General features: G+C 30.4%; 26 protein-coding genes and 1 pseudogene. 18 read left to right on the forward strand and 9 right to left on the reverse strand.

Annotated features, from left to right (window positions below; translation table 11 throughout):
• Positions 1 to 150 precede the first annotated feature (150 nt).
• Positions 151 to 399, reverse strand: a pseudogene (locus ACN0WB_RS06740) (helix-turn-helix domain-containing protein); the annotation flags it as partial.
• A gap of 288 nt (positions 400 to 687) precedes the next feature.
• Between ACN0WB_RS06740 and ACN0WB_RS06745 the strand changes: the two are divergent.
• From ACN0WB_RS06745 to deoC, 5 genes are all read left to right on the forward strand, one after another.
• Complete coding sequence (locus ACN0WB_RS06745; protein ID WP_417430137.1) at positions 688 to 1863, forward strand: aspartate aminotransferase family protein; 1176 nt, start codon at positions 688 to 690, stop codon at positions 1861 to 1863.
• A 45-nt stretch (positions 1864 to 1908) separates the two neighbouring features.
• The gene (locus tag ACN0WB_RS06750) at positions 1909 to 3168 is read left to right on the forward strand and encodes an NAD(P)/FAD-dependent oxidoreductase (RefSeq protein ID WP_417430139.1); all 1260 of its coding nucleotides are present in this window, start codon (positions 1909 to 1911) and stop codon (positions 3166 to 3168) included.
• Positions 3165 to 3839, forward strand: a complete 675-nt coding sequence (trmD, locus tag ACN0WB_RS06755) for a tRNA (guanosine(37)-N1)-methyltransferase TrmD (RefSeq protein ID WP_417430141.1) — start codon at positions 3165 to 3167, stop codon at positions 3837 to 3839. The genes ACN0WB_RS06750 and trmD overlap by 4 nt, the downstream gene beginning before the upstream one ends.
• Before the next feature lie 62 nt (positions 3840 to 3901).
• Complete coding sequence (locus ACN0WB_RS06760) at positions 3902 to 4855, forward strand: endonuclease (RefSeq protein ID WP_417430143.1); 954 nt, start codon at positions 3902 to 3904, stop codon at positions 4853 to 4855.
• 17 nt (positions 4856 to 4872) lie between these two features.
• Entirely contained in the window at positions 4873 to 5616 is a 744-nt protein-coding gene (gene deoC, locus ACN0WB_RS06765) for a deoxyribose-phosphate aldolase (RefSeq protein WP_417430145.1), read from the forward strand.
• Between the two features lie 60 nt (positions 5617 to 5676).
• Here the strand turns inward: deoC and ACN0WB_RS06770 are convergent, their stop codons facing one another.
• A complete protein-coding gene (locus ACN0WB_RS06770) occupies positions 5677 to 6030 on the reverse strand; it encodes a T9SS type A sorting domain-containing protein (protein ID WP_417430147.1) in 354 nt (117 codons plus the stop codon).
• Between the two features lie 118 nt (positions 6031 to 6148).
• On the opposite strand from ACN0WB_RS06770, the gene hemB reads away from it, so the two are divergent.
• The 3 genes from hemB to ACN0WB_RS06785 all read left to right on the forward strand — a co-directional run bounded on the left by hemB (position 6149) and on the right by ACN0WB_RS06785 (position 7774).
• Positions 6149 to 7141, forward strand: a complete 993-nt coding sequence (gene hemB / locus ACN0WB_RS06775) for a porphobilinogen synthase (RefSeq protein ID WP_417430149.1) — start codon at positions 6149 to 6151, stop codon at positions 7139 to 7141.
• A 65-nt stretch (positions 7142 to 7206) separates the two neighbouring features.
• A complete protein-coding gene (locus ACN0WB_RS06780) occupies positions 7207 to 7437 on the forward strand; it encodes a hypothetical protein (protein WP_417430151.1) in 231 nt (76 codons plus the stop codon).
• Positions 7427 to 7774 (forward strand): type II toxin-antitoxin system PemK/MazF family toxin, encoded by a 348-nt coding sequence (locus tag ACN0WB_RS06785; protein WP_417430153.1) that lies wholly within the window; start codon positions 7427 to 7429, stop codon positions 7772 to 7774. Before ACN0WB_RS06780 ends, ACN0WB_RS06785 begins: the two co-directional genes overlap by 11 nt.
• Positions 7775 to 7840: 66 nt before the next feature.
• Here the strand turns inward: ACN0WB_RS06785 and ACN0WB_RS06790 are convergent, their stop codons facing one another.
• The gene (locus ACN0WB_RS06790) at positions 7841 to 8791 is read right to left on the reverse strand and encodes an isopenicillin N synthase family dioxygenase (protein ID WP_417430155.1); all 951 of its coding nucleotides are present in this window, start codon (positions 8789 to 8791) and stop codon (positions 7841 to 7843) included.
• Positions 8792 to 8905: 114 nt separating this feature from the next.
• On the opposite strand from ACN0WB_RS06790, the gene lptB reads away from it, so the two are divergent.
• The 5 genes from lptB to speB all read left to right on the forward strand — a co-directional run bounded on the left by lptB (position 8906) and on the right by speB (position 13780).
• Positions 8906 to 9634, forward strand: coding sequence for an LPS export ABC transporter ATP-binding protein (gene lptB / locus ACN0WB_RS06795; protein WP_417430157.1), 729 nt, complete (start codon positions 8906 to 8908; stop codon positions 9632 to 9634).
• 59 nt (positions 9635 to 9693) lie between these two features.
• A complete protein-coding gene (locus tag ACN0WB_RS06800; RefSeq protein ID WP_417430159.1) occupies positions 9694 to 10263 on the forward strand; it encodes a cob(I)yrinic acid a,c-diamide adenosyltransferase in 570 nt (189 codons plus the stop codon).
• 104 nt (positions 10264 to 10367) lie between these two features.
• Entirely contained in the window at positions 10368 to 10994 is a 627-nt protein-coding gene (locus ACN0WB_RS06805; RefSeq protein ID WP_417430161.1) for a thiamine diphosphokinase, read from the forward strand.
• Positions 10995 to 11194: 200 nt separating this feature from the next.
• Entirely contained in the window at positions 11195 to 12586 is a 1392-nt protein-coding gene (locus ACN0WB_RS06810; RefSeq protein WP_417430163.1) for an arginine decarboxylase, read from the forward strand.
• Positions 12587 to 12925: 339 nt separating this feature from the next.
• Entirely contained in the window at positions 12926 to 13780 is an 855-nt protein-coding gene (gene speB / locus ACN0WB_RS06815) for an agmatinase (RefSeq protein ID WP_417430165.1), read from the forward strand.
• 85 nt (positions 13781 to 13865) lie between these two features.
• Here the strand turns inward: speB and ACN0WB_RS06820 are convergent, their stop codons facing one another.
• Entirely contained in the window at positions 13866 to 14285 is a 420-nt protein-coding gene (locus ACN0WB_RS06820; RefSeq protein WP_417430167.1) for an SH3 domain-containing protein, read from the reverse strand.
• 6 nt (positions 14286 to 14291) lie between these two features.
• Complete coding sequence (locus tag ACN0WB_RS06825; RefSeq protein WP_417430169.1) at positions 14292 to 14771, reverse strand: BON domain-containing protein; 480 nt, start codon at positions 14769 to 14771, stop codon at positions 14292 to 14294.
• Between the two features lie 188 nt (positions 14772 to 14959).
• Here ACN0WB_RS06825 and ACN0WB_RS06830 point away from each other — a divergent pair, with 188 nt between their 5' ends.
• The 3 genes from ACN0WB_RS06830 (at position 14960) to ACN0WB_RS06840 (ending at position 17698) form a co-directional block, all read left to right on the forward strand.
• A complete protein-coding gene (locus ACN0WB_RS06830; RefSeq protein WP_417430171.1) occupies positions 14960 to 16210 on the forward strand; it encodes a dicarboxylate/amino acid:cation symporter in 1251 nt (416 codons plus the stop codon).
• Between the two features lie 132 nt (positions 16211 to 16342).
• The gene (locus ACN0WB_RS06835) at positions 16343 to 17446 is read left to right on the forward strand and encodes an Mrp/NBP35 family ATP-binding protein (RefSeq protein WP_417430173.1); all 1104 of its coding nucleotides are present in this window, start codon (positions 16343 to 16345) and stop codon (positions 17444 to 17446) included.
• Between the two features lie 3 nt (positions 17447 to 17449).
• Positions 17450 to 17698, forward strand: a complete 249-nt coding sequence (locus tag ACN0WB_RS06840; RefSeq protein WP_417430175.1) for a NifU family protein — start codon at positions 17450 to 17452, stop codon at positions 17696 to 17698.
• 143 nt (positions 17699 to 17841) lie between these two features.
• Here ACN0WB_RS06840 and ACN0WB_RS06845 read toward each other — a convergent pair whose 3' ends face one another.
• From ACN0WB_RS06845 to ppk1, 3 genes are all read right to left on the reverse strand, one after another.
• Positions 17842 to 18639 carry an SGNH/GDSL hydrolase family protein gene (locus ACN0WB_RS06845; RefSeq protein ID WP_417430177.1) on the reverse strand — a complete coding sequence of 266 codons (798 nt, stop codon included), beginning with the start codon at positions 18637 to 18639 and terminating at the stop codon, positions 17842 to 17844.
• Between the two features lie 91 nt (positions 18640 to 18730).
• Positions 18731 to 19630 (reverse strand): exopolyphosphatase, encoded by a 900-nt coding sequence (locus ACN0WB_RS06850; protein WP_417430179.1) that lies wholly within the window; start codon positions 19628 to 19630, stop codon positions 18731 to 18733.
• Positions 19631 to 19634: 4 nt separating this feature from the next.
• A complete protein-coding gene (gene ppk1 / locus ACN0WB_RS06855; protein WP_417430181.1) occupies positions 19635 to 21695 on the reverse strand; it encodes a polyphosphate kinase 1 in 2061 nt (686 codons plus the stop codon).
• 112 nt (positions 21696 to 21807) lie between these two features.
• Here ppk1 and ACN0WB_RS06860 point away from each other — a divergent pair, with 112 nt between their 5' ends.
• Positions 21808 to 22410: a Crp/Fnr family transcriptional regulator gene (locus tag ACN0WB_RS06860; RefSeq protein ID WP_417430183.1), complete on the forward strand. Its 603-nt coding sequence runs from the start codon at positions 21808 to 21810 to the stop codon at positions 22408 to 22410.
• Between the two features lie 50 nt (positions 22411 to 22460).
• Positions 22461 to 23690, forward strand: coding sequence for a hypothetical protein (locus ACN0WB_RS06865; protein WP_417430185.1), 1230 nt, complete (start codon positions 22461 to 22463; stop codon positions 23688 to 23690).
• Positions 23691 to 23700: 10 nt separating this feature from the next.
• On the opposite strand, the gene ACN0WB_RS06870 is transcribed toward ACN0WB_RS06865, so the two are convergent.
• Positions 23701 to 24168, reverse strand: a complete 468-nt coding sequence (locus ACN0WB_RS06870) for a hypothetical protein (RefSeq protein ID WP_417430187.1) — start codon at positions 24166 to 24168, stop codon at positions 23701 to 23703.
• Positions 24169 to 24229: the final 61 nt, after the last annotated feature.

Raw genomic sequence — 24229 nt, forward strand, 5'->3', positions numbered from 1 at the left:
AAACTTTGTCAAAGTAACTACCACGGCTCGGAAAACTTTGACAAAGTGAAAACTCACACCTATTTCCGCAGCAAATTTATTTCGTCTTTTAATACTTTTATTTGCTCTCTCAGATATTGTTTATCAGACTTTAGTTCTGTTATTTGCGCTTCACATTTCTTCAATGGCTATTTCTGATAATTGAATTGAGGAGTGATGCTCCAAAGCAACACCACTACTTTGTTTGTCGTTATTTTGTACAACGGTTTCTGGAAACAAACTAATAATTGAAACCTCTAAAGCATTGGCAATTTTTTCTAATTTCTCTAAACTGGGAGAAACTTCGTCTCTTTCGTATTTTCTGTAAGTAGAAATATCAACACCGATCTCGCTTGCCACAAATTCTGCACTTAATTTCTTTTCAGTTCTTTTGCTTTAAGACTATTGCCTATTTCCATTTTTATCTCATTTTTATTTCTATAAAAGTATAAAAAAAGAAGACAACATAAAAACACAAAAATTGCGCATTTACGCACTAAAAAAGGGCGTTTTATTTTCGTAAATTAAAAACAACTACTTTACATTTGAAGTATTAAAAATAATTATTAACTTTAATCCACCAAATCTAATTTATTTCTTTCTCAAAATTAAATTAAAATTTTCACGAACTTTGCAAAACTTTAAACCTTAAATAAAGTTTACTTTCTTATGCAAAAAGATTTCTTCAATTTCCAAGCACAAACCACACAATTTGCCGCAGGTTTTGAAATAGACCGCGCAGAAGGAAGTTATATTTACGGTAAAAACGGCAAAAAATATTTAGATTTTGTCGCCGGCGTTTCCGCAAATACTTTGGGACATTCTCATCCAAAAATTATTTCTGCTATAAAAAATCAAGCGGATAAATATTTGCACGTCATGGTTTACGGAGAATATGCACAGGAAAATCCGGTTGAACTTTGCAGACTTTTGGCAGAATCTACACCAGAACCTTTAGAAGTGACTTATCTTGTAAATTCTGGTGCAGAAGCAATTGACGGCGCTTTAAAACTGGCAAAAAGATTTACAGGAAGAGAAGAAATTATTTCCTTTCACAACGCGTATCACGGAAACACGCACGGCGCATTATCAGTTTCCGGAAATGAATATCACAAAAGAGAATTTCGTCCACTTTTACCTTTGGTGGAATTTATTAATTTTAATGAAGAAAAAGATTTAGAAAAAATTACAAAAAAAACGGCTTGTGTTATTTTAGAAACCATTCAAGGTGCGGCTGGATTTCTTCTACCGGAAGAAAATTATTTAAAAAAATTAAAAAATAAGTGTGAAGAAATTGGCGCACTTTTAATTTTAGATGAAATTCAACCGGGCTTTGGAAGAACGGGGAAACTGTTTGCCTTTGAACATTATGGAATTGTTCCCGATATTTTAGTAATGGGAAAAGGAATGGGCGGCGGAGTTCCAGTTGGAGCTTTTATGAGTAGCAGAGAAATCATGGAAAGTTTATCACATTCGCCGAAACTTGGTCATATCACAACATTTGGTGGTAATCCTTTAATTGCAGCCGCAAGTTTGGCAACCTTAAAAGAAGTTCTTGAAAGTAATTTAATGAACGAAATTTCAGAAAAAGAACAACTTTTCCGCAGTCTTTTAGTTCATCCAAAAATTAAAAATATAAACGGAAAAGGTTTAATGTTGGCTGTAAATCTCGGTAATCCAGATTTCACTTTAGAAGTGGCAAAACGTTGTATGGAAAATGGCTTAATTGTTTTTTGGCAATTGTATAAAAATGAATTTTTAAGGATTTCGCCACCGTTAAATATTAGTAAAGATGAGATAAAACAGGGTTGTGAAATAATTTTAAAAGTCCTTGATGGAATGTAATTTGCTTTAAAGTTTCGTAAATTTGTTACTAAGCAAATAGAAATTATGCGAGAAAAAATTATAGTTGTTGGTGGTGGATTTGCCGGTTTGCAATTTGCTAGAAAACTAAATAATAAAACCGGACAAAAAGTAATGATGATTGATAAAGTGAACCATCACATGTTTCAACCTTTATTTTATCAAGTCGCTTGTGGACGAATTGAGCCGTCAAATATTTCCTTTCCATTCAGAAAAATTTTTCAAAAATCCCGAAACATTCAGTTTCGAATGACGGAAGTTACTGAAGTTATTCCAGAAGAAAACAAAATTGTTTGCAAAGATGGAACTTTTACTTATGATAAATTGGTGATAGCGACAGGTTGTAAAACTAATTTTTTCGGAAATCATAAAATGGAAGAACTTACTTTCGGAATGAAAGATACGCAACAAGCAATCAGTATCCGAAACCACGTTTTACTCACTTTTGAAAAATTAATAATTGAAAGAAAACGTACAGATGACGGTAATTGGAATATTGTAATTGTGGGAAGTGGACCAACTGGTGTAGAATTGGCGGGTGCGTTTTCAGAAATGAAAAAAGAAATTTTACCACGAGATTATCCACACATGAATTTTGATGATTTAAAAATAATTCTCATCAGTGCAACAGACGAACCTTTAGCAAATATGAGCGAAGAAGCTCAAAAAAAATCTGAAGAATATTTAGAAGATTTTGGCGTGGATTTCATGAAAGGTGAATTTGTAACCGATTATGACGGAAATAAAATTTATACTAAAAGTGGAAAGGAAATCGCTTCTAATAATGTGATTTGGGCAGCGGGAGTTACAGGGAATATTATTGATGGATTTCCTGAAAATGAAATGCTTAGAAACCGTTATATTGTAGATAGACACAACAAACTGAAAGGTTTTGATAATATTTACGCCATCGGAGATATTGCATATATGGAAACTCCAAAATATCCGCAAGGCCATCCGCAAGTTGCAAATGTTGCAATTAACCAAGCTAAAACTTTAGCGAGTAATTTTTTGAAAAAAGATAAAGAAAAATGGACAGATTTTGAATATATCGATCGTGGTTCTATGGCAACTATTGGTAAACATCGAGCGGTTGTAGATTTACCAAAATTCAAATTCCAAGGACTTTTGGCGTGGTATTTTTGGATGTTTCTTCACTTAATGTTAATTTTAAGTGTGCGAAATAAATTAGCTATATTTTTTAATTGGATGTGGAGCTATTTTAATAAAGATTCTTCATTAAGATTAATCATAATTCCAACTAAACAAGATGCAACCGAACAATGAGAATTGATATAATTACGGTTTTACCAGAACTAATGGAAAGTCCGTTTCAAGCTTCTATTTTGAAAAGAGCACAAGAAAAAGAATTAGTAGAAATTTATTTTCATCAACTTCGAGATTTTTCTATAAATAAATATAAGCAAATTGACGACACACCTTATGGCGGCGGTGCAGGAATGGTAATGATGATTGAACCGATTGATAAATGCATTTCTAAATTAAAATCTGAGCGACATTATGACGAAATTATTTATCTCACACCCGATGGTGAAACTTTAAATCAAAAAATCGCCAATAATTTATCAATAAAAGAAAATTTAATTTTTCTTTGCGGACATTACAAAGGCATCGATCAACGTGTGCGAGAATTGCATATTACAAAAGAAATTTCAATTGGTGATTTTGTTTTAACAGGCGGAGAATTAGCGGCTTGTGTTTTAGCAGATTCTATTATAAGATTAATTCCAGGTGTTATAAATGATGAACAATCCGCACTCACAGACAGTTTTCAAGATAATTTATTGTCTCCGCCAATTTTCACCAGACCAGAAGTTTATAAAAATTTAGAAGTCCCTAAAATTTTACTTAGTGGTAATTTTGCAAAAATTGAAGAATGGCGACATGAACAAGCGGTGGAAATAACAAAGAAAAAACGCCCAGATTTATTATCTTAATTTACAATTTAGCAATCTAATTTCTGCATAAATCTTATGGTTAAAAATTTAATATAAAATAAATGACCAACCAAAAAAACGAAGAGCTCATCTTCTTCTACAATGTAGAAAATCTTTTTCCACCAGATCCAAAAACATTGCATATTTTAAATCCTACTAATTCTGGATTAAGAAATTGGGATGAAAAAAGATATGATAACAAAATTGTAAAAATTGCCCACGTTTTAGAATTGGTAAAAGAAGAACATCAAATTTTACCAGCAATTATTGGACTTGCTGAAATTTCTGCAGACTCGGTTTTAAATGATATTATTTCACAACCCATTTTTGAAAATAATTACGCTTTTATTCATTACGATTCTTTGGACGAACGTGGAGTAGATGTTGCGTTGCTTTATGATAAAACAAAATGTAAAATTATGCACTCGGAACCAATTAGTTTTATTTTTGAATTTGAAAATCCAGGAAATTCGAGTTTTGATACAACCAGAGATATTCTATTTTGCAAAGTGAAATTTGATGGAGAAATAATTAATTTTTATGTTGTTCATTTACCATCAAAGCGTGACAAAGATATCAATAAACCCAAACGAGAATATATTTTAAATAAAATTACTGAAAAAATTAAAGAAGAATACGACGATAAACATGAAGCAGTGGTGGTCTTTGGGGATTTTAATGAAAATGCAAACGAAGATTTAATTAATAATTTCCTTTTAAATAATGAAAATGCAGATTTAAAAAATCCGTTTTCTAAACTTTTCTTAAATAAACAATTCTCAACTTTTCATAATACAGATGGACTTTTGTTTGATCAAATTATATTAAGTAAAGATTTTTTCACGACAAATTTTAAATTAAATTTTGAAGAAGCTTTTGTTTTTAATAATTTTAAACTCGCAAGTTGGGATAGAAAATTCCAAAACAGACCATTTAGAACTTATGCCGGAACTCGATATTTAGGAGGTTACAGCGATCATTTCCCGGTTTTGGTTAAACTAAAGATTAATGAATAATATAATTTTTAAATAAAATGCAAATACAAAAATATTTAGATTCCACCTATCTGAAAACACCAGAACAAGCTTCTCTCACTAAAGAAGAAACACTTTCTATTCTTAAAAATTTAGCAGATGAAGCAATTGAAAACGACATTTTTGCGGTGATGATTCGTCCAGATTTTGTGAAAGAAATTAGAAATTACTTAGACAAAAAAAAATCGGAAGTGAAATTGGGAACTGTAATTGGTTTTCCAGAAGGTACCTTTTCCGAAAGTGAAAAAATTGAAGAAGCAAAACAAGCCATTTCAGATGGTGCAGATGAATTGGATTTTGTAATTAATTACGAAAGTTATAAAATCGGAGATATAGATTTAGTGAAAAATGAATTTATAAATTGTACTTCTTTAACTTTAAAAAATAAAAAAATTGCAAAATGGATTATTGAAATTGCAGCTTTAAATGAAGAGCAAATTGTAGATTTATGTGAGAGAATTTCAACTTGGGCGCAAGAGAATTTTAATCAAAATCAACTCGATCAAATTTTTATAAAATCTTCTACAGGTTTTTACAAAACAGAAAATGGGAAACCCAATGGCGCTACTTTTGAAGGAATAAAATTAATGTTGGAAAACTCAAATGGACTTCCTGTAAAAGCTGCAGGAGGCGTAAAAACTTATGAAGATGCAGTTAAAATGATAAATTTAGGAGTAAAAAGAATTGGGACTTCATCGGCAAAAGCTTTATTAAATAAAACTTCTACGAAAGGAAATTATTAAAAAATTAGAGATTCTGAAAAAATATGATAAAGAAAAAAGGCTTCAAAAAGAAGCCTTTATTTATTGTTTTATAATCTGAGTAACTTTCTGTGTGTCGTCACTCATCGTATATTTCATTAAGTATTTCCCAGGTTTTAATCTGTCTAAATTAATTTCTCCCGAATTCTTATTCACATTAAATTGTGCAACTTCTGTTCCTAAAATACTGTAAAAAGTAACCGATTTAATTTTTAAATTAGAGTCTTTAGATTTTAAAATAATAAAATCTTTCGCTGGATTTGGAAAAGCCTGCAAAACACCATCATCGCTTTTTTGTGAAATAGAAGCAACTTCTCGTGCACTTTGTTGAGCATTAATTGAAATGCTAAAACTAAAAGTGGCGAAAAATATAAATAAAAGTAGAGGTTTTTTCATTAATTAATCTATAAATAGAATATTACTACAAATATATACATTAAGAATTGACTTAACAATAGTTTTTTAATTAAAGTATATTTAAATTTGTAAAATATTTTCAAAAAGTATTCCAAAGATGATTATTTATTCTAGAAACAGAAGATTGCGTGTTTCTCAAACGCTCAGAAGTTTAGTTCAAGAAACCGTTCTCACAACAAATGATTTTGTAATGCCCATTTTCGTGATGGAAGGTTCGGGTAAAAAAGAAGCAATTCCTACAATGCCTGGAATTTTTCGGCGAAGTTTAGATTTGACGGTTTTAGAATGTAAAGAACTTTTTTCTTTGGGTATAAAAGCTGTAAATCTTTATATGAAAGTGTCAGAAAATCTAAAAGATAACACGGGAAAAGAGTCGTGGAATTCTAATGGATTAATGCAAAATACAATTAAAGCGATAAAAGATGCCGTTCCAGAAATGGTAATAATGCCCGATGTTGCATTAGATCCCTATTCTATTTTTGGCCACGATGGAATTATTAAAGAAGGCAAAATTGATAATGATTTAACAAATGATGCGCTCGTAAAAATGTCAATTTCTTTAGCAGAAGCAGGTGCAGATATTTTAGCGCCGAGTGATATGATGGACGGAAGAGTTTTAGCAATGAGAACTGCTTTAGAAGAAAATAATTTTACAGATGTTGGAATTTTAAGTTACGCTGCAAAATATGCGAGTTCTTTTTACGGACCTTTCAGAAGTGCTTTAGATAGTGCTCCAGTTGATAATAAAGATATTCCAAAAGATAAAAAAACCTATCAAATGGATTTTCATAATTCACGAGAAGCTTTAGATGAGGTTTATAAAGATATTTCTGAAGGAGCAGATATTATTATGATAAAACCCGGAATGCCTTATTTAGATATTGTTTCCAAAGTTCGTGAAGCGATAGATTTGCCGATTGCAGTTTACAATGTGAGCGGAGAGTATGCAATGCTAAAAGCTGCGGCACAAAATGGTTGGATTGATAATGACAAAGCAATTATCGAAAGTTTAACTTGTATTAAAAGAGCAGGAGCAGATTTAATATTCACTTATGCTGCAAAAGAAGCGGCAGTTTTATTGCAATCTTAAACTTTATATAAATATTTTTTTAGTATCAAAAAATGACATATCTTTATGATATTAAATATTAGTATATGAAAACGGTCTCACTAAAAATTGATAATTCCATTTTTGAAGAATCAGAAAAAATTCTCACAAACATCAATATCTCCAGAAATAGATATATAAATGATGCGATAGAACATTATAACAAAGTTCAAAAAAGAAAATATTTAGAAAAGAGATTGAAAATTGAATCGATTATGATTCGGGAAGATTCCATGAAAATAAATAAAGAATTTGAAAATATTGATTATGCAAATTAATCAATACGAAATTTGGATTGCAGATTTAAATCCACAAATTGGAACGGAATCTGGGAAAACAAGACCTGTTGTAATTATTCAAACTAATTTATTAAATAAAATTTCACATCCTTCTACAATTATTTGTCCCATCACAACAAATATTCAAGCAGATTCTGATATTTTAAGAGTTCATTTGGGAAAAGAAATGGCAAATTTGCACGAAGATTGTGATATTTTAATAGATCAAGTAAGAGCCATTGATAACAAGAGATTAGTAAAGAAAATTGGAGTAATTCCACAAAATCTTGTAAAAAAAATTAAAGAGAATTTGATGATAATATTAGATTTACCTTAAAAACATCAATATTAAATTAAACAAAAAAGACGAAAATTAATTCGTCTTTTTATATAAAATTTTTTTTTATTTTTTAATCAATCCCAATTCTACCAATCTTTCATGTAGAAATTCTCCTGCTGTAATATCTTCATATAATTTCGGATGATCTTTGTCAATGCATTCTGGTAAACAATTTAAAGGCATATCACTTACAGGATGCATAAAAAATGGAACTGAATATCTGGATTTTCCCCACATTTCTCTTGGTGGATTTACCACTTGGTGAATCGTAGATTTTAATTTATTATTCGTTAATCTTGAAAGCATGTCGCCTACGTTTATCATTAATTCATCGGGTTGTGCAATTGCATCAATCCATTCACCATTATGATTTTTTACTTGCAAACCTTTTCCTTGAGCGCCCATTAATAAAGTAATTAAATTAATGTCGCCGTGCGCTGCAGCTCTCACCGCATCTTTTGGCTCGGAAGTAATTGGCGGATAATGAATAGGTCTTAATATAGAATTTCCTTCTTTCGCAAATTTATCAAAATAAAATTCGTCCAAACCAATGTATAAAGCCAAAGCACGTAAAACATAAACGCCAGTTTTTTCTAACATTTGATAAGTTTCTTTTCCAACCGAATTAAATTCTGGCAATTCTGCTACTTCTACATTATCGGGATATTCTTTCGCCCATTTAGAATCTTTATCTACATATTGACCGAAATGCCAAAACTCTTTTAAATCTCCTGTTGATCTACCTTTTGCATGCTCTTTTCCAAAACTAATGTATCCTCTTTGTCCTCCAATTTCCGGAATTTCATATTTTTCTTTGGTTTCTAGAGGTAAATTAAAAAATTGTTTTACTTCTTTATAAAGATTTTCAACTAATTTTTCGTCTAAGAAATGTCCTTTTAATGCTACAAAACCAATGTCTTCATAAGCTTTGCCAATTTCATCTACAAATTTTTGTTTGCGTTTTGGATCTTCAGATAAAAAATCTCTTAAATCTACGCTCGGAATTTTTTCCATAATAATTAGGTTTATTAACAAATTTAAGGATTTTTTTCTTTGCTTAGTCTTAATTTTTAGTTAAATGAAAATATTCACAAAAATAGGCTCACAAAAAATATTATCTTTGTCTTTATGATTTTACGCGGAGAAAATTTAATTAAAGAATACGGTTCCAAAAAAGTAGTAAAAGGCGTTTCTGTAGAAGTGCAACAAGGCGAAATTGTCGGACTTCTCGGTCCAAATGGTGCCGGAAAAACAACTTCTTTTTATATGATTGTTGGACTGGTAAAACCCACTTCTGGAAATGTTTTTTTAGATAATAAAAATATTACCAAAGATGCAATGTATCGTCGTGCACAAAATGGAATTGGATATCTTGCGCAAGAAGCCTCTATTTTTAGAAAATTATCGGTTGAAGATAATATTATGGGCGTTTTAGAACTGACTAAATTATCTAAAAAAGAACAACAACGTAAAACTGATGAACTCATCGAAGAATTTTCTTTGGAACATGTTAGAAAAAACCGTGGAGATTTGCTTTCCGGTGGAGAAAGAAGAAGAACTGAAATTGCGAGATGTTTGGCTACAAGCCCAAATTTTATTTTACTAGATGAACCTTTTGCAGGAGTAGATCCAATTGCGGTAGAAGATATTCAAAAAATTGTGCGCTCTTTAGTTGAAAAAAATATCGGGATTTTAATCACCGATCACAATGTGCAACAGACTTTAGCAATTACTAATAAAACTTATATTATGTTTGAAGGTAGAATTTTGAAAGAAGGATTGCCAGAAGATTTAGCAAATGATCCAGATGTTCGACAAGCGTATCTTGGTGAAAACTTTAAATTCGAAAAAATTTAAATTATTTTTTTAAAATAATTGACTACTTTAAGACTAAACGAATTTATAACTTTACAAAAATGAAAATTTATACTAAAACTGGTGATTCTGGAGAAACTGCACTTTACGGCGGAACACGCGTCTCCAAAGCTTCCGCAAGAGTAGAATGTTATGGAAATATTGATGAACTTAATAGTTTTATTGGTGTTGCAAAAGCGCAAATTTCAGATGAAAATATAATTAATCAATTAAAAAAAATCCAATTTAATTTATTTACACTTGGTTCAGAAGCTTCTACACCAACTGATAAATTAACTTTAGCAAACGGAAATTCTCGATTATCATTAATTATTTCCGATGAAGAAATTGAAGAATTAGAAATTTGGATGGATGAAATGGAAGCAAAATTAGAACCGCTAAAATATTTTATTCTTCCCGGTGGTGGAACTTCTGCAACTGCTTTTCACGTCGCAAGAACAGTTTGCAGGCGCGCAGAAAGAGGTCTGGTTTTTCTAAATGAAACCGAAACTTTACGCCCAGAATTGATCAAATATATCAACAGATTATCAGATTATCTTTTTGTTTTAGCCAGATTTGTTTCAAAATTAAATGGAGAAACTGAAGAATACTGGAATCCGAATAACAGATAAAGTTGTTGTTGTAAAGACGTTAAAACCTTTGATAAAATCTGTTTATAATAATAGTGCCACAACTTTACAACTTTACGAATTAACAACTTTACAACCAACGAAAATTGAAAGCACTTCTTTTTATCAACGGAATTCCACCCAAAAAACTTCCTAAAACAGAAAATTATTCTGTAATATCTTGTACCGACGGCGCATTTCATTATTTAAAAAAAATGAATTTTCCGCTTGAAAAATTAGATATTATTTCTGGTGATTTTGATTCTCATTGCGAAGAGGAAATTCTTCAGCAAACTCAAAATAACGAGATTGAAGTCATTTTTACACCAGATCAAAATAATACTGATTTCCATAAAGCTTTAGAAATTTTAGTCAAGAAAAACATTACAGACGTTGATGTTTTTGGAGGAAGCGGCGGAGAAATGGATCATTTTCTGGGAAATTTAAGTGTGGCTTTTTCATTTAAAAATCATTTAAAAATCACTTTTTATGATGATGATTCTCAATATTTCTTTGCTGATAAAAATTTACTTTTAAACCAAGTAAAAGGAAAAATGATTTCGCTTTATCCCTTTCCACTCGCAGAAAAAATTACTACAAAAGGTTTGCAATGGGAACTCAATAATGAAGATTTAAATATTCTAAAAAGAATAGGAACTCGAAATAGAGCTTTAGAAAATGAAGTGGAAATTAATTTTGAAAGTGGAAATCTAATTATATTTATTCATTATTAATATTTTATTTAAAATGTCTTCGACAAGTTCAGAGAGACATTCCTTAACAATAAATTTTTTAAAAGTGTCACACGGAGCTTTTATAAGTGTTTGTTTTTATTTATATTAAATTAATTTTTAACAGACATTTAAAATAAAAACCCAAATATTTTCACGATTTTTGCAAACATATTACAACTTTTAAAATACGGCATCATAGAATGAAGATTAAATATTCAGAATTAATAGACCAAACTTTATATTTTCCTACAGAAGAATTTAATGTGGAAGAAAATAGTTTAAAATTCCACGATATTCCATTAATGGAAGTCGTCGAAAAGTTTGGAACGCCGCTGAAATTTAATTATTTACCAAAAATTTCTATGAACATCGAGCGCGCAAAAGCTTGGTTTAAAGAAGCAATTGAGAAAAACGACTACAAAAAAGATTACAGATATTGTTATTGCACAAAATCCAGCCAATTTGCATTTGTAGTAGAAGAAGCTCTTAAAAACGATATTTCTTTGGAAACTTCTTCAGCTTATGATATGGATATTGTGAAGTCACTTTTCGACAAAGGAAAATATGGAAAAGATGTAGAAGTTATTTGCAACGGGTTTAAAACCGATGATTATTTAGAAAAAATTTCAGATTTAATTAATAATGGTTTTGAAAATATCATTCCCATTTTAGATAATTATCGCGAACTCGATAAACTTACTGAAAGTATTGATTCTAACTTCAATATTGGAATTAGAATTGCCGCAGAAGAAGAACCGAAATTTGAGTTTTACACTTCCAGATTAGGAATTGGTTATAAAGATATTATTCCATATTACAGCCAAAAAATTGCAGAACATCCCAATGCGAGATTGAAAATGTTACACTTTTTTATTAATACAGGAATTAAAGACACGGCTTATTATTGGAATGAACTTTACAAATGTTTAAGAGTTTACGCCCGTTTGAAAAAAATTGCGCCAGAAGTTGATTCTCTCAATATTGGTGGTGGATTTCCTATAAAAACTTCTCTTAATTTCGATTACGATTATCAATATATGGTAAACGAAATTGTATCTCAAATTAAGAAATTTTGTGAAGAAGAAGGTGTAGAAGAACCAAATATTTACACAGAATTCGGAAGTTTTACAGTAGGTGAAAGTGGTGGTCATTTGTACAAAATTATTTCTCAAAAACGGCAAAATGATAGAGAAAAGTGGAATATGATTGATTCTTCTTTTATGACAACTTTACCCGACACATGGGCGATTTCACGTCATTTTATAATGTTGCCTTTAAACAGATGGGAAGATACTTACGAACGCGTTTTCCTTGGAGGATTAACTTGTGATTCAGACGATTATTACAATTCTGAACAACACACAAACGCAATTTATTTGCCTGTTTTTTCAGACACAAAACCACTTTACATAGGTTTTTTCAACACCGGCGCATACCAAGAAACAATCGGTGGTTACGGCGGAGTTCACCATTGTTTGATGCCGCAACCGAAACATATTTTAATCGATAAAGACGAAGAAGGAAATTTCACTTATAAAGTGTTCCGAGAAGAGCAAAAAGCAGAAGATGTTTTGAAAATTTTGGGATATTAATTTTTAAGAGCAATAAGATTTTCGCTCCTTTGAATTTTTTACCCGCATTCCACTATATCTTTTCCATTTTTTTAAAAAAAAATAAAAAAGGATGCCGTTTCATTCGGGGCTAAAAGTCTGCGCATTTTATTTTTCGAACGGAAGGAAATCGTGTAATTTTATTTTTTATCGAAAAATTCTCTTACTGAAACGAACTCTTACTTTGTCAAACTTTTTTGCGAAGTGATTGTACTTTGACAATGTTTTAACTAAATCAAAGTCATTTAAAATTGAATAGAAACTGAAATCAATTTTTTATCTTTGTAATCAAAAATTTACAAACAAAAATCCAAAATTCAAATGCAAACCTACGCCGGAATTCCAGAAGAAAATGCCACACTTGAAAACTCGAAAGTAATGCTCGTAACTGTTCCTTATGACGGAACTTCAACTTGGGGAAAAGGTGCAGATAAAGGCCCAGAATTGTTTCTGGACGCTTCAGAAAATATGGAATTGTATGATATTGAAACTTCCACAGAGCCTTATTTAGAAGGCATTTTTTTAGCAGGAGAAATTTCTGAGAAATCTTCACCTGAAGCAATGACAGAAGCAGTTTATAGTAAAACGAAAGAATTATTAGAAAATGATGGAAAATTATTTACGCTTTTTGGCGGAGAACATTCTGTTTCAATCGGTTCGATAAGAGCAGTTGGAGAAAAATTTGAAAATTTAACGGTTTTGCAATTAGATGCGCATACAGATTTGCGTCCAGATTTCCATGGTTCTACTTCCAATCACGCTTGCGCGGTTTTTGAAGCGAGCCAAAAACATAATTTAGTGCAAGTTGGAATTCGTTCTTGCGACATTGAAGAAATGAAATATGTAAATAAAGAACAATGTTTTTGGGCACATGAAATTGCAAAAAAAGAAAATTGGATTGATGATGTTTTAGAAAAAGTTTCGGGAAATGTTTATATCACAATAGATTTAGATGCGTTTGATCCCTCAATTTGTCCTTCAACTGGAACTCCAGAACCAGGCGGTTTGCTATGGTATCCAACTTTAGAATTACTTAGAAAAGTTTTTCTGAAATGCAATGTCGTTGCTTTTGATATTGTAGAATTAATGGATTCTCCAATGCCAAAACCGAGCGCTTTTGTTGCCGCCAAATTATATTATAAAATGTTGGCTTATTATCATATTGCGAAATATTAATTTTTATTAATAATATTTACATTTAATCAAAAGAAATCCCGAAAGTTAACTTCCGGGATTTAATTTTATAAAATTTAGAAAAATTTTATGCTTGCAAATATCTTGAATAAGCATAACCTTCTTCACCATCCGCAGTTTTTACTTTCCACCAATCATTAGAAGTTTGCTCTACTAAAGTTACAGTTTCGCCTTTTGCAGCTTTTCCTACAATTGCTGCTTCTGTGTTTGCTTCTTGACGAATATTTAAATTAGAACTATCTGTTGCGACAATTAATGAAGCGCCTGCTTTTAAACCAGCAACTTGAACATCTAAATTAATATCTGATGCAGAATAAGTGGTGTCAATTGTTCCTAAAGCATTCCAAACTGCATCTTTTGCGGCAGAATTTGTAGCATTTCCTGAAACATATAAAATTCCATCTTGCTCATTAATCTTTAAATCTGAAATCCCTGCAGTTTGAGCCGCAGAAATTACATTTGCGTATTTATCTTGTAATGTACTCATTTTTAATTATTTTACGGTGTAATTATAATTTACTTTTCCCACTTTTAAAGCGTCTACAGACATTTTTATTTTTCGAGCTTGTATTTGGGAAACATTTCCTGTAAGTGTTAATTCTCCGTTAATTACTTCAGCTTTCACACTTGGGAAATCTTTTAGCGCATCGGTTACTTTTTGCATATTTGCCGGATCTACCGCATTTACAGTAACAGCTGGAGTTGCAGGAGCGGGAGTTGTCATATCCATTACATCTTTAATTCCAGGTATTGCTTTAAGAGAAGCAATCATATTATCTTTTGAAGCTTGATCTGCGAAAGTTCCACTTAAATGAGCCGTTCCATCGATTACTTCTACACTTGCATTTGGATTAGCTGTAACTACAGTTGTCGCTTGTGTTTGTAATTCTGCATCGTTTACTTTTTTCTTGCAAGAAATGCTTACAAATGAAACAGTTAAAGCTAAAGCAGCTATAGAAATTATTTTTTTCATATTTAAACTTTTTATTAAAATTAAGTATTATTGAACTCAAATTTAAATGAAATATGTTGGGTAAAAAATAAAATAATTATAAAGTTTTCTTAAAATCTTTTTGTTGTAGAAAAATTAGAATTACATATTAGATGTATAATTAGATTAAAAAAAATATCTTTGTGAAAACTGAAATTAAAAATAATCTAATGAAAGGTCAAAATAAACTTTTTTTTGCAATCATAATTGCTTTAATCTTAGGTGTAATAATGGGTGGAATTGTCCATTTAAAATTCCCGGAAAGTTCTACCGGTTTTTCCAATAATATAAAATTACTCGGCACTATTTTCATCAGGTTAGTTCAGATGATAATTGCACCTTTGGTTTTCACAACATTAGTTGTAGGAATTGCGAAAATGAGCGATATTAAAATGATTGGTAGAGTGGGAACGAAAGCGATGTTATGGTTTATTACCGCTTCTTTGGCTTCACTTTTTATTGGTTTAATTTTAGTTAATTGGTTAGAACCAGGTCATGTTACTCAATTACCAATTCAAGATGTTTCTTCTGCAGATGAATTATTAAAATCTAGCAAAGGTTTTTCATTAGGAGATTTTGTAAATCACGTTATTCCTAAAAGTTTATTTGAAGCTTTTGCTCAAAATGAAGTATTACAAATCGTTGTTTTTTCTGTAATGTTTGGAATTGCTTTGGCAAATATGGGCGAAGAATACGCAAAACCAATTGTAAAAGCTTTAGATATTTGTGCACACGCCATTTTAAAAATGGTGGGTTATATTATGTGGTTTGCTCCACTTGGCGTTTTAGGCGCAATTGCAGCAGTTGTCGCAACTAACGGGTTTGATATTTTTAAAGTTTATGCCATTTATCTCAGAGATTTTTTCTTTGCTCTTGGTATTTTATGGTTGCTTTTATGCGTTGTAGGTTATTTAATTTTAGGAAATCGTTTATTTGAATTACTAAAACGAATAAAAGAACCATTATTAATCGCCTTTTCTACTACAAGTTCAGAAGCAGTTTTCCCGAAATTAGTTGAAGAGTTAGAAAGATTTGGCTGTAATAATAGAATTGTGTCATTTATTTTACCGCTTGGTTATTCATTTAATTTGGATGGAAGTATGATGTATATGACTTTTGCGTCAATTTTCATCGCTCAGATTTATGGAATTGATATGACAATTGGTCAACAAGTAACAATGCTTTTAGTTTTAATGTTAACTTCAAAAGGAATTGCAGGAGTTCCGCGAGCAAGTTTGGTAATTATTGTCGCAACTTGCACTATGTTTGGAATTCCAGCAGAAGGAATTGCATTAATTTTACCCATTGATCATTTTTGCGATATGGGAAGAAGTATGACGAACGTTTTAGGAAATGCACTTGCAACTTCTGCAGTCTCGAAATGGGAAGGACAATTAGAAAATCATGGCGGAGATTTATAATTTTTCAATAATTTTCTTTTTATATTAATTTGAAAATAGATAAAAGAAATTTCCACGATTTGCTGTTTTTAATCATTCTAAATTCAAATAAATATTCTGTAAATTTGTAGTGCAAAAAAATAGTACAGATTTATGTTATCTAAAGAAAGAATTCAATCATTTTTAAAAGAAATTGAAGTAGAAGATTTGGTTCATAATTTTCAAATTATGGGAGATCAAGTTTATATAGATATGACGGCGCATTCACCTGCAATGCACGAAAAGAAAAAATTAGAAGTTGCTATGAAGCAGGCTTTCGCCAGTGAATTTGGTGAAAAAATAGAAGTGAAATTAAAAATTGCTTCTCCAGAACCCACAGAAGTTCAAAAAAATCAAATTAAAGGAAAAGCAATTCCTGGAATTCAAAATATAATCGCTGTTGCTTCTGGGAAAGGTGGCGTTGGAAAATCTACTGTTACTGCAAATTTAGCAGTTACTTTAGCTCAAATGGGTTTTAAAGTTGGTGTTTTAGATGCGGATATTTATGGACCTTCAATTCCCACAATGCTTGATACAGAAGGCGCAAAACCACTTTCTGTGGAACAAAACGGTAGAACTTTAATGCAGCCTATAGAAAATTATGGCGTTAAAATGTTGTCTATAGGATATTTTTCTGGAGCCAATCAAGCTGTAGTTTGGCGTGGTCCAATGGCGAGTAAAGCTTTAAACCAAATGATTCGTGACGCTGCGTGGGGAGAATTAGATTTTCTTTTAATTGATTTACCTCCCGGAACTGGCGATATCCATTTATCAATCATTCAAGAAGTTCCAGTAACAGGAGCTGTAATTGTAAGTACGCCGCAACACGTTGCTTTAGCTGATGTGAAAAAAGGAATCGGAATGTTTACTATGGAAAGTATTAATATCCCAGTTTTAGGTTTAATAGAAAATATGGCGTATTTTACACCAGAAGAATTACCAGAAAATAAATATTATATTTTTGGCAGACAAGGCGCACAATTTATGGCTCAAGATTTAGATATTCCAGTTTTAGGAGAAATTCCTTTAGTGCAAAGTCTTAGAGAGTCCGGTGATGTTGGAAGACCCGTGGCTTTGCAAGAAGATTCTATTTTAGCTGAAGTTTTTAAGAAAACTGCACAAAATATGATTGAAAGTTTGGTAGAAAGAAATACTAATTTACCACCGACAGAAGCCGTGAAAATTACAACAATGGCTGGTTGTTCCTCAAAAAAATAAAAAATGCCACAGGAAAAAATTTATACAGATTTAGTAACCAAAGTTTTAAACGCTTTAGAAAGTATCCGTCCTTTTCTAAACAGAGACGGCGGTGATATTGAATTGGTAAATGTTGAAAATAATATTGTTACTGTAAAACTTTTAGGAAATTGCGGGCAATGCTCAATGAGTCTTTCTACAATGAAATTTGGCGTGGAACATAAGATTAAAGAATATGCTCCAGAAATAACGGAAGTCATTAGTATCGCATAAAATATCAAATCCTTTTATTAATTTAAAAGGATTTTTTTGTCATTCAGAGCAGAACATAGTGAAGCGAAGAATCTGTTTAAAATAATTATTCCACTATTTTTTTACTTTATTTTATCTTTGGGATACTAATATTAACAAATTCTTCATTCAACAGAAATAATTTTACTTTTAAAAATCTTCTCTTTTTCAAAAATAAATTGCGCTACAATTTCCGCCCAAAGTTGATATGATATTTTTGAAGGATGAATTCCATCGCTGAAAAGTTCTTCAAGTTTTAAATCTAAATTTAGTTTTTCCTTCCAAATACTAAATGTAATAATTTCTGGATCAAAATAAACCAAACTTTCTTTTGAAGCGATTTCTATCATTCGCTTTTGTAAACTTTTCACCCACTTAATCATTAGTTTTTTAAGTTTCGGTGTTAAAGCAGGGAAATCTTCAACTGCTGGAAAATTAATGAAAACCAAAGGCGTTTTAGGAAATTTTTGTTTTAATTTTTTAATTAATTCTTTTACATATTTTTCAAAATTTTCTGGATGTGTCAGTTCAAAAGCATCATTTCCACCAATGCCGATGAAGATGAAATCTGCATTTTGATTAGGAATTTCTAAAATAATTTCTGTGGCAATTTTTTTCACATTAAAACCACTTTTTGCGAAAACTTTCCAACGCACATTTTTATTTAATTTTTCTGCTAAAATTTTTGAAAGTGCGCCACTAAAACCTTCAGAATTAGTTTTCACACCAACGCCAGAAATGGTGCTTTCTCCAATAAATAGAACATCTAAAAACTCTTTTTTGCCATTGATAATTTCACCTTTTAAGTCAGGTGCATTTTTCATCTCGGGCAAAGTTTTGCGAATGTTTTTACTTTCTAAATAAAGCCTCGGAAGTTCAGGAATTATGGGTAAATAATGTTTTATTTTATGAAGATTGAGCATTTCAATTTCGAAAGAATTATAATTTTAAAAATATAAATTTAAAACTTTAAAATATTCTTTTTTAAAAAACCATTATGCGTAAACCATCAAATTATAATATTATTGAATTCTTTTTAGAAACTTCTGAATAAATATTTTTAATCAATCCATCTGCAACAGAAATTTTGGGTACATAAATTTTATTAATTTTCGCCCATTGCATCACATTATTAAAAATTTTCAAAGCTGGAACAATCACATCTGCGCGATCTTCACGAAAATTAAATTTTTTCATTCTCGCTTGAACGCTTAGATCAGAAAGTTCTGTGTAATAATTTTTTAAGTAAGAAGTTGCCATTGGTTTTCCTTCTTTGGTTTTGCTCATAGAGAAAATTTTATTGATATTTCCACCCGAACCAATTGCATTTATTGGTTTTTCACTTTTAATATTTTTACAAATTTCATCTTTCATTTCCATCCACATTTCTTTGGTTACCAAATCATTTAATAAGCGAATTGTTCCAATATTAAAAGATTTTTCAAATACCATTTTCCCATTTTCAAAAAAGGTAATTTCAGTAGATCCGCCGCCGACATCGATATAAAGATAGGAGGTTTTTTGGTCCAAATTCTCTGCGATGTGATTTTCAAAAACCAAACCAGCTTCTTCGTCACCCGAAATTATTTCGATATTGATTCCGCTTTCTTTTTTTACTTTTTTTAAAATTTCTTTGCCATTTTTTGCGTCTCTCATGGCACTTGTTGCACATGCTCTGAAATGATCTACTTTATAAATTTTCATTAAATCGCTGAAGATTTTCATGGTTTTTAAAGTCATATCTTCACGCTCTTCCCCAATTTTCCCTGTGGAGAAAACATCCATTCCCAAACGAAGCGGAATTCTCAGTAAATTCATTTTTACAAATTCTGCTGGTTTTTTTTCATCTTCAAAAACTTCATTAATAAGCAATCTTGCAGCGTTACTTCCAATATCTATTGCAGCTATTTTCATCTAATTAATATATTTTATTTTTTAAATAATGGTAAGTTTCTATTTGTGAGCGGAAATGTGGCGCATCATTTTTTACGTACTTATTTTTTAATTTATTGTCTAAAATCCGTGCTTTTACATTATCTTTTAGCTGAATTTCCAAAATATCTTTCAATTCTTTTTTAAGATTTTTTTGGTTGATTTTAACTGCCGCTTCAATTCTGTAATCTAAATTTCTTGTCATAAAATCTGCCGAAGAAATGTAAATATCTTCTGCGCCTTTATTGTAAAAATAAATCACTCTTGCGTGTTCCAAATATTCATCAACAATAGAAATACTGTTTATTTTTTCTTTAAAACTTTTCTGATTTATTGCACAATAAATACCACGAACAATCATTTTTATGACAACTCCAACCTCTGCAGCATCATATAATTTTAAAATTAATTCTCTATCACTCAAAGAATTGACTTTAATAATAATTTCTGCTTTTCTACCGTTTTTCGCTTCGTTTATTTCTGTATCAATTTTTTCTAAAAATTTGTTGCGCATAAAAGTAGGACAAACCAATAATTGTTGACAACTTTTCAGTACAGTTTCTGGATTTAATTTGGGTTTATTTAATAGATTAAAAACTTTGTTAATGTCTGCCATTATTTTTCTATCCGAAGTCATCAGTAAATGGTCACCATAAATTTTAGCCGTTTTCTCATTAAAATTTCCCGTAGAAACAAAGCCAAATTGTAAGGTTTTATTTTGAACTCTTTTTTTAATAACACAAAGTTTTGCGTGAATTTTTTTATTTGGAATTCCTACGAGAACTTTCACGCCTTCTAATTCCAGTCTTTCTTTCCAAAATAAATTGGCTTCTTCATCAAATCTGGCGCGAAGTTCAATCATCACTGTAACTTCTTTTCCATTTCTCACCGCATTGATTAAAGCATTTATTATTTTAGAATTACTCGCCAATCTGTAAGCAGTGATTCCAATTGATTTTACATCCGGATCCATCGCCGCTTCTCGCAGTAAATCTATCACGGGAACAAAACTGTGATAGGGAAAACTGAGTAAAATATCTTCTTTTAAAACAACGTCCATTACACGTTTTTTCTTAAATTTTGGATGTAAAAAAGAGGTGCGTTCAAGAGGTGTTTTTTCGTTTTCAAAAACGTCAGGAAATTCCATAAAATGTTTGAAATTATGAATTTTATCTCCTGGAATAATGCTGTCTTTTTTACTTAAATTTAATTTCTTAATTAAAAATTCTAAAAGATTTTTATCCATTTCCCGGTCGAAAACTAAGCGTGTCGGTTTTCCTTTTCGCCGATTTTTTATGCCTTTTTCAATTTTTGCAGCAAGCGTGGTTTTGATATCATTATCCAAATCAAATTCTGCGTCTTTGGTTACTTTAAAAGCATGTGCCGAAAAATTATCATATCCAAAATATGAAAATATGTGGGGTAAATTATAAATAATCACATCTTCTAAAAGCATCACATTTTTTTCATTTTCTACCGAAGGTAAAAGCACGAAACGCCCCAATTGTCGAGAAGGAATTTCTATAATGGCGAAATTTTCAGAATTTTTATCCGATTTCTTCTTCATAGAAACACCGAGATATAAACTTTTATCTCTTAAATAAGGCATTTTTGTGTTTTCGTGAAGAAGAATTGGAATGACATTGGATTCTACTTCTTCATCAAAATAATTGATGATAAATTCTTTTTGTGTTGCATTTAAATTTTTGGGAATTTTAATGAAAATGTTTTTAGAATTCATTTCCGTTTGAATTTTATCCCAAGTTTCGCTGAAATTTTGTTGCTGTTTTAAGACAATGTCATTTATTTTTGATAAAATTTTTGAAGGATTTTGAAAGAAAGATTCTGAGAAAACTTTCTCTTTAAAATCCATCGCTCTTTTTAAACCCGCAACTCTTACGCGAAAAAATTCATCTAAATTATTAGAAAAAATTCCCAGAAAACGAATACGAAGTTGAAGCGGCACACTTTCATCCATCGCTTCTTGCAAAACGCGCTCGTTGAAAGCGAGCCAAGTAATATCTCGTGGATTGAATTGATGCGACATAGAATTTAATTTATCTCAAAATTAATGATTAAAAAATAGAAAACTGAATTAAAACACTATTAATAATAAAGGTATAATTTTAAAATTCTGTAAATTTGAACAAAGAGTAATTATGGGATTTATAATTGATAGAGAATTTTATACTGAAAGTGAAGCTATTGAGAAAGAATATACAAAAGGTGAAAAAATAATTGAAGAAGGAAATAATGCGCCCTATTTTTTTTATCTTTTAGAAGGAGAATTGACGGTTTTTAATTTTTCTGAAGATGGCAAAGAATTTATACAACATAAAATAATACCAGGAAATTTTTTTGGTGAACCCGCTGTTTTACTGGAAAAAACTTTTCCGGGAACGATAGAAGTTCATTCTGAAGCTGCGACGATTTTAAAAATTGAAAATAAAAAATTCATAAGTTATCTTTTAAATCATCCGCATCAAATGTTGGAATTTACAAAGTCGATAGCTCGCAAAGCAATCATCAAAACAGATAATTTAAAAAATATGATTTTCCTTAATCCGGAAGATCGGTTGATGAAAAATTTTGTAGAATTTAAAAAAGCTAATGGAAATGGAGAGCAAAAAATTCTTATAAAAATGACGCGACAAGAACTGGCAAATTTAACAGGACTTCGAATAGAAACTGTAATTAGAACAATTAAAAAAATGGAAAAAGAAGAAAAATTAACTATTAAAAGAGGGAAAATCTATTTTTAATGTGACCGCAATCATAGTCTATTTTTCTTTCAATTTTTAAATTTGCACTTATGAAAACAATTTCTTTTTGGCTTAAATTCTCAATTTTCAATTTATTTTTAGTTTCTCTTTTAGGTGTTTTGATGCGCTATAAGATTGCATTTTCTTTTCCCATTTTAGACCAAAAACATATGCAAGAAGCGCATTCGCATTTTGCTTTTTACGGTTGGGTTACAACGGTTTTATATGCATTTTTACTGCAATATTTACAAAAAAATAAAATTGGAATAAAAAGTTCAAAATATTATTATCTCATTTTAGCAAATATTATTTCTGCTTTTGGGATGATGATTACGTTTATTTATGGCGGTTACTTTTGGCTTTCAATTGCTTTTTCTACCACAGCTTTATTAGGAAGTTTTGTGTATTTATACTTTTTTTACAAAGACAGCAAAACGATAAAAGAAACTTCGAAAATGTGGTTTTTAGGCGCTTTGTTTTTTGCTTTTATTTCCAGTGCGGGAGTTTTTAATTTGGCTTATATGAATGCGACGCAAACTGTTACTCAAACTAAATATCTTGCATCACTTTACTATTATTTGCATTTTCAATACAATGGTTTTTTTATTTTTAGTTGTATTGGTTTACTGCTTTATTCTTTGAAAAAAGTAAATGTAAAATTTTCAATCACACAAAATAAACTTGTTTTTTGGCTGAGTTTTATAGGTTGTCTAATTGGTTATGGTCTTTCAGTTTTGTATTTAGATTTACCTAAATTTATATTTGTCATTATTTTTATTGGAAGTTTGGCGCAAACTTGGGCTGCAATTTTAATTGCAATTTTAGTTTGGAAAAACTGGGAAAGTTTAAAAATAAATTGGACACCATTGCAAAGATTTATTTTGATTTTTGCTGGTTTTAGTTTTTTAGCGAAAATTTTATTACAGCTTTTTTCTAATATTCCTGCTTTAAATCAGTTTGCATTTGGTTATAGAAATGTTGTAATTGCCTATCTTCATTTGGTTTTGCTCTGTTGTATTTCGTCCTTTTTAGTTGGACAAATTTATACTTCGGGATATTTTAAAGCAAATAAAAATTTAATTTTAGGAATTAAAATTTTTCTCATAGGGATTTTTCTTAATGAATTTGTTTTAGGTTTAATGGGCGTTTTTTCTATTTATTACATTTCAGTTCCTTATTCACCCGAAATTTTAGTAGTCGTTTCTGCATTGGTTATGAGTGGATTGGCTTTAATGTGGACTAATCTTAAAATTAATAAAGACAAAAAACTTCTTGAGTAAATTTGAAAATTTATTTTTCCGGTATAGTTTGAAACTTGAAAGAAGCGTGACAGGAAGTACAATTATTTAAAATTGAAGTCACTTGTTTTTGGGCTTCTTGTTGTTTGTAATTTTCGCGAGCCATTTTTGCAATTTCATCAAATTTTGCGTGCGTTCCTAAACCTAAAGATTTGAAACTTAATGGTAAAGTTTTCATTAAACCTGCAGGTGCTTCGTGTACAATTCCTGTTCCAGATTTTTCTCCTGCAGCAATAATATTTTTTGGATTATTATCCAAAATTCCTTGGTTTATATCACGTATACTTTCCAAAAAACCGCGCATTTCTGCCAAAACAAATTCTCTATTTTCTGGTGTAATATTTATAGAAGTTCTTGAGTCTTTGGTCTTTACAACATCTCCTTTTAATACAAAAAAGTAAACAAGTACGATATTAAAAATTAGTGAAATAATTAAAAGTAAAATGGTTATTTTTTTCATAATTTTTTAAAAATTTTTATAAATAAAAAACCCACCAAGAAATATTTATATTGGTAGGTTT

Source organism: Halpernia sp., from assembly GCF_048269545.1.
Taxonomy (GTDB): Bacteria; Bacteroidota; Bacteroidia; order Flavobacteriales; family Weeksellaceae; genus Halpernia.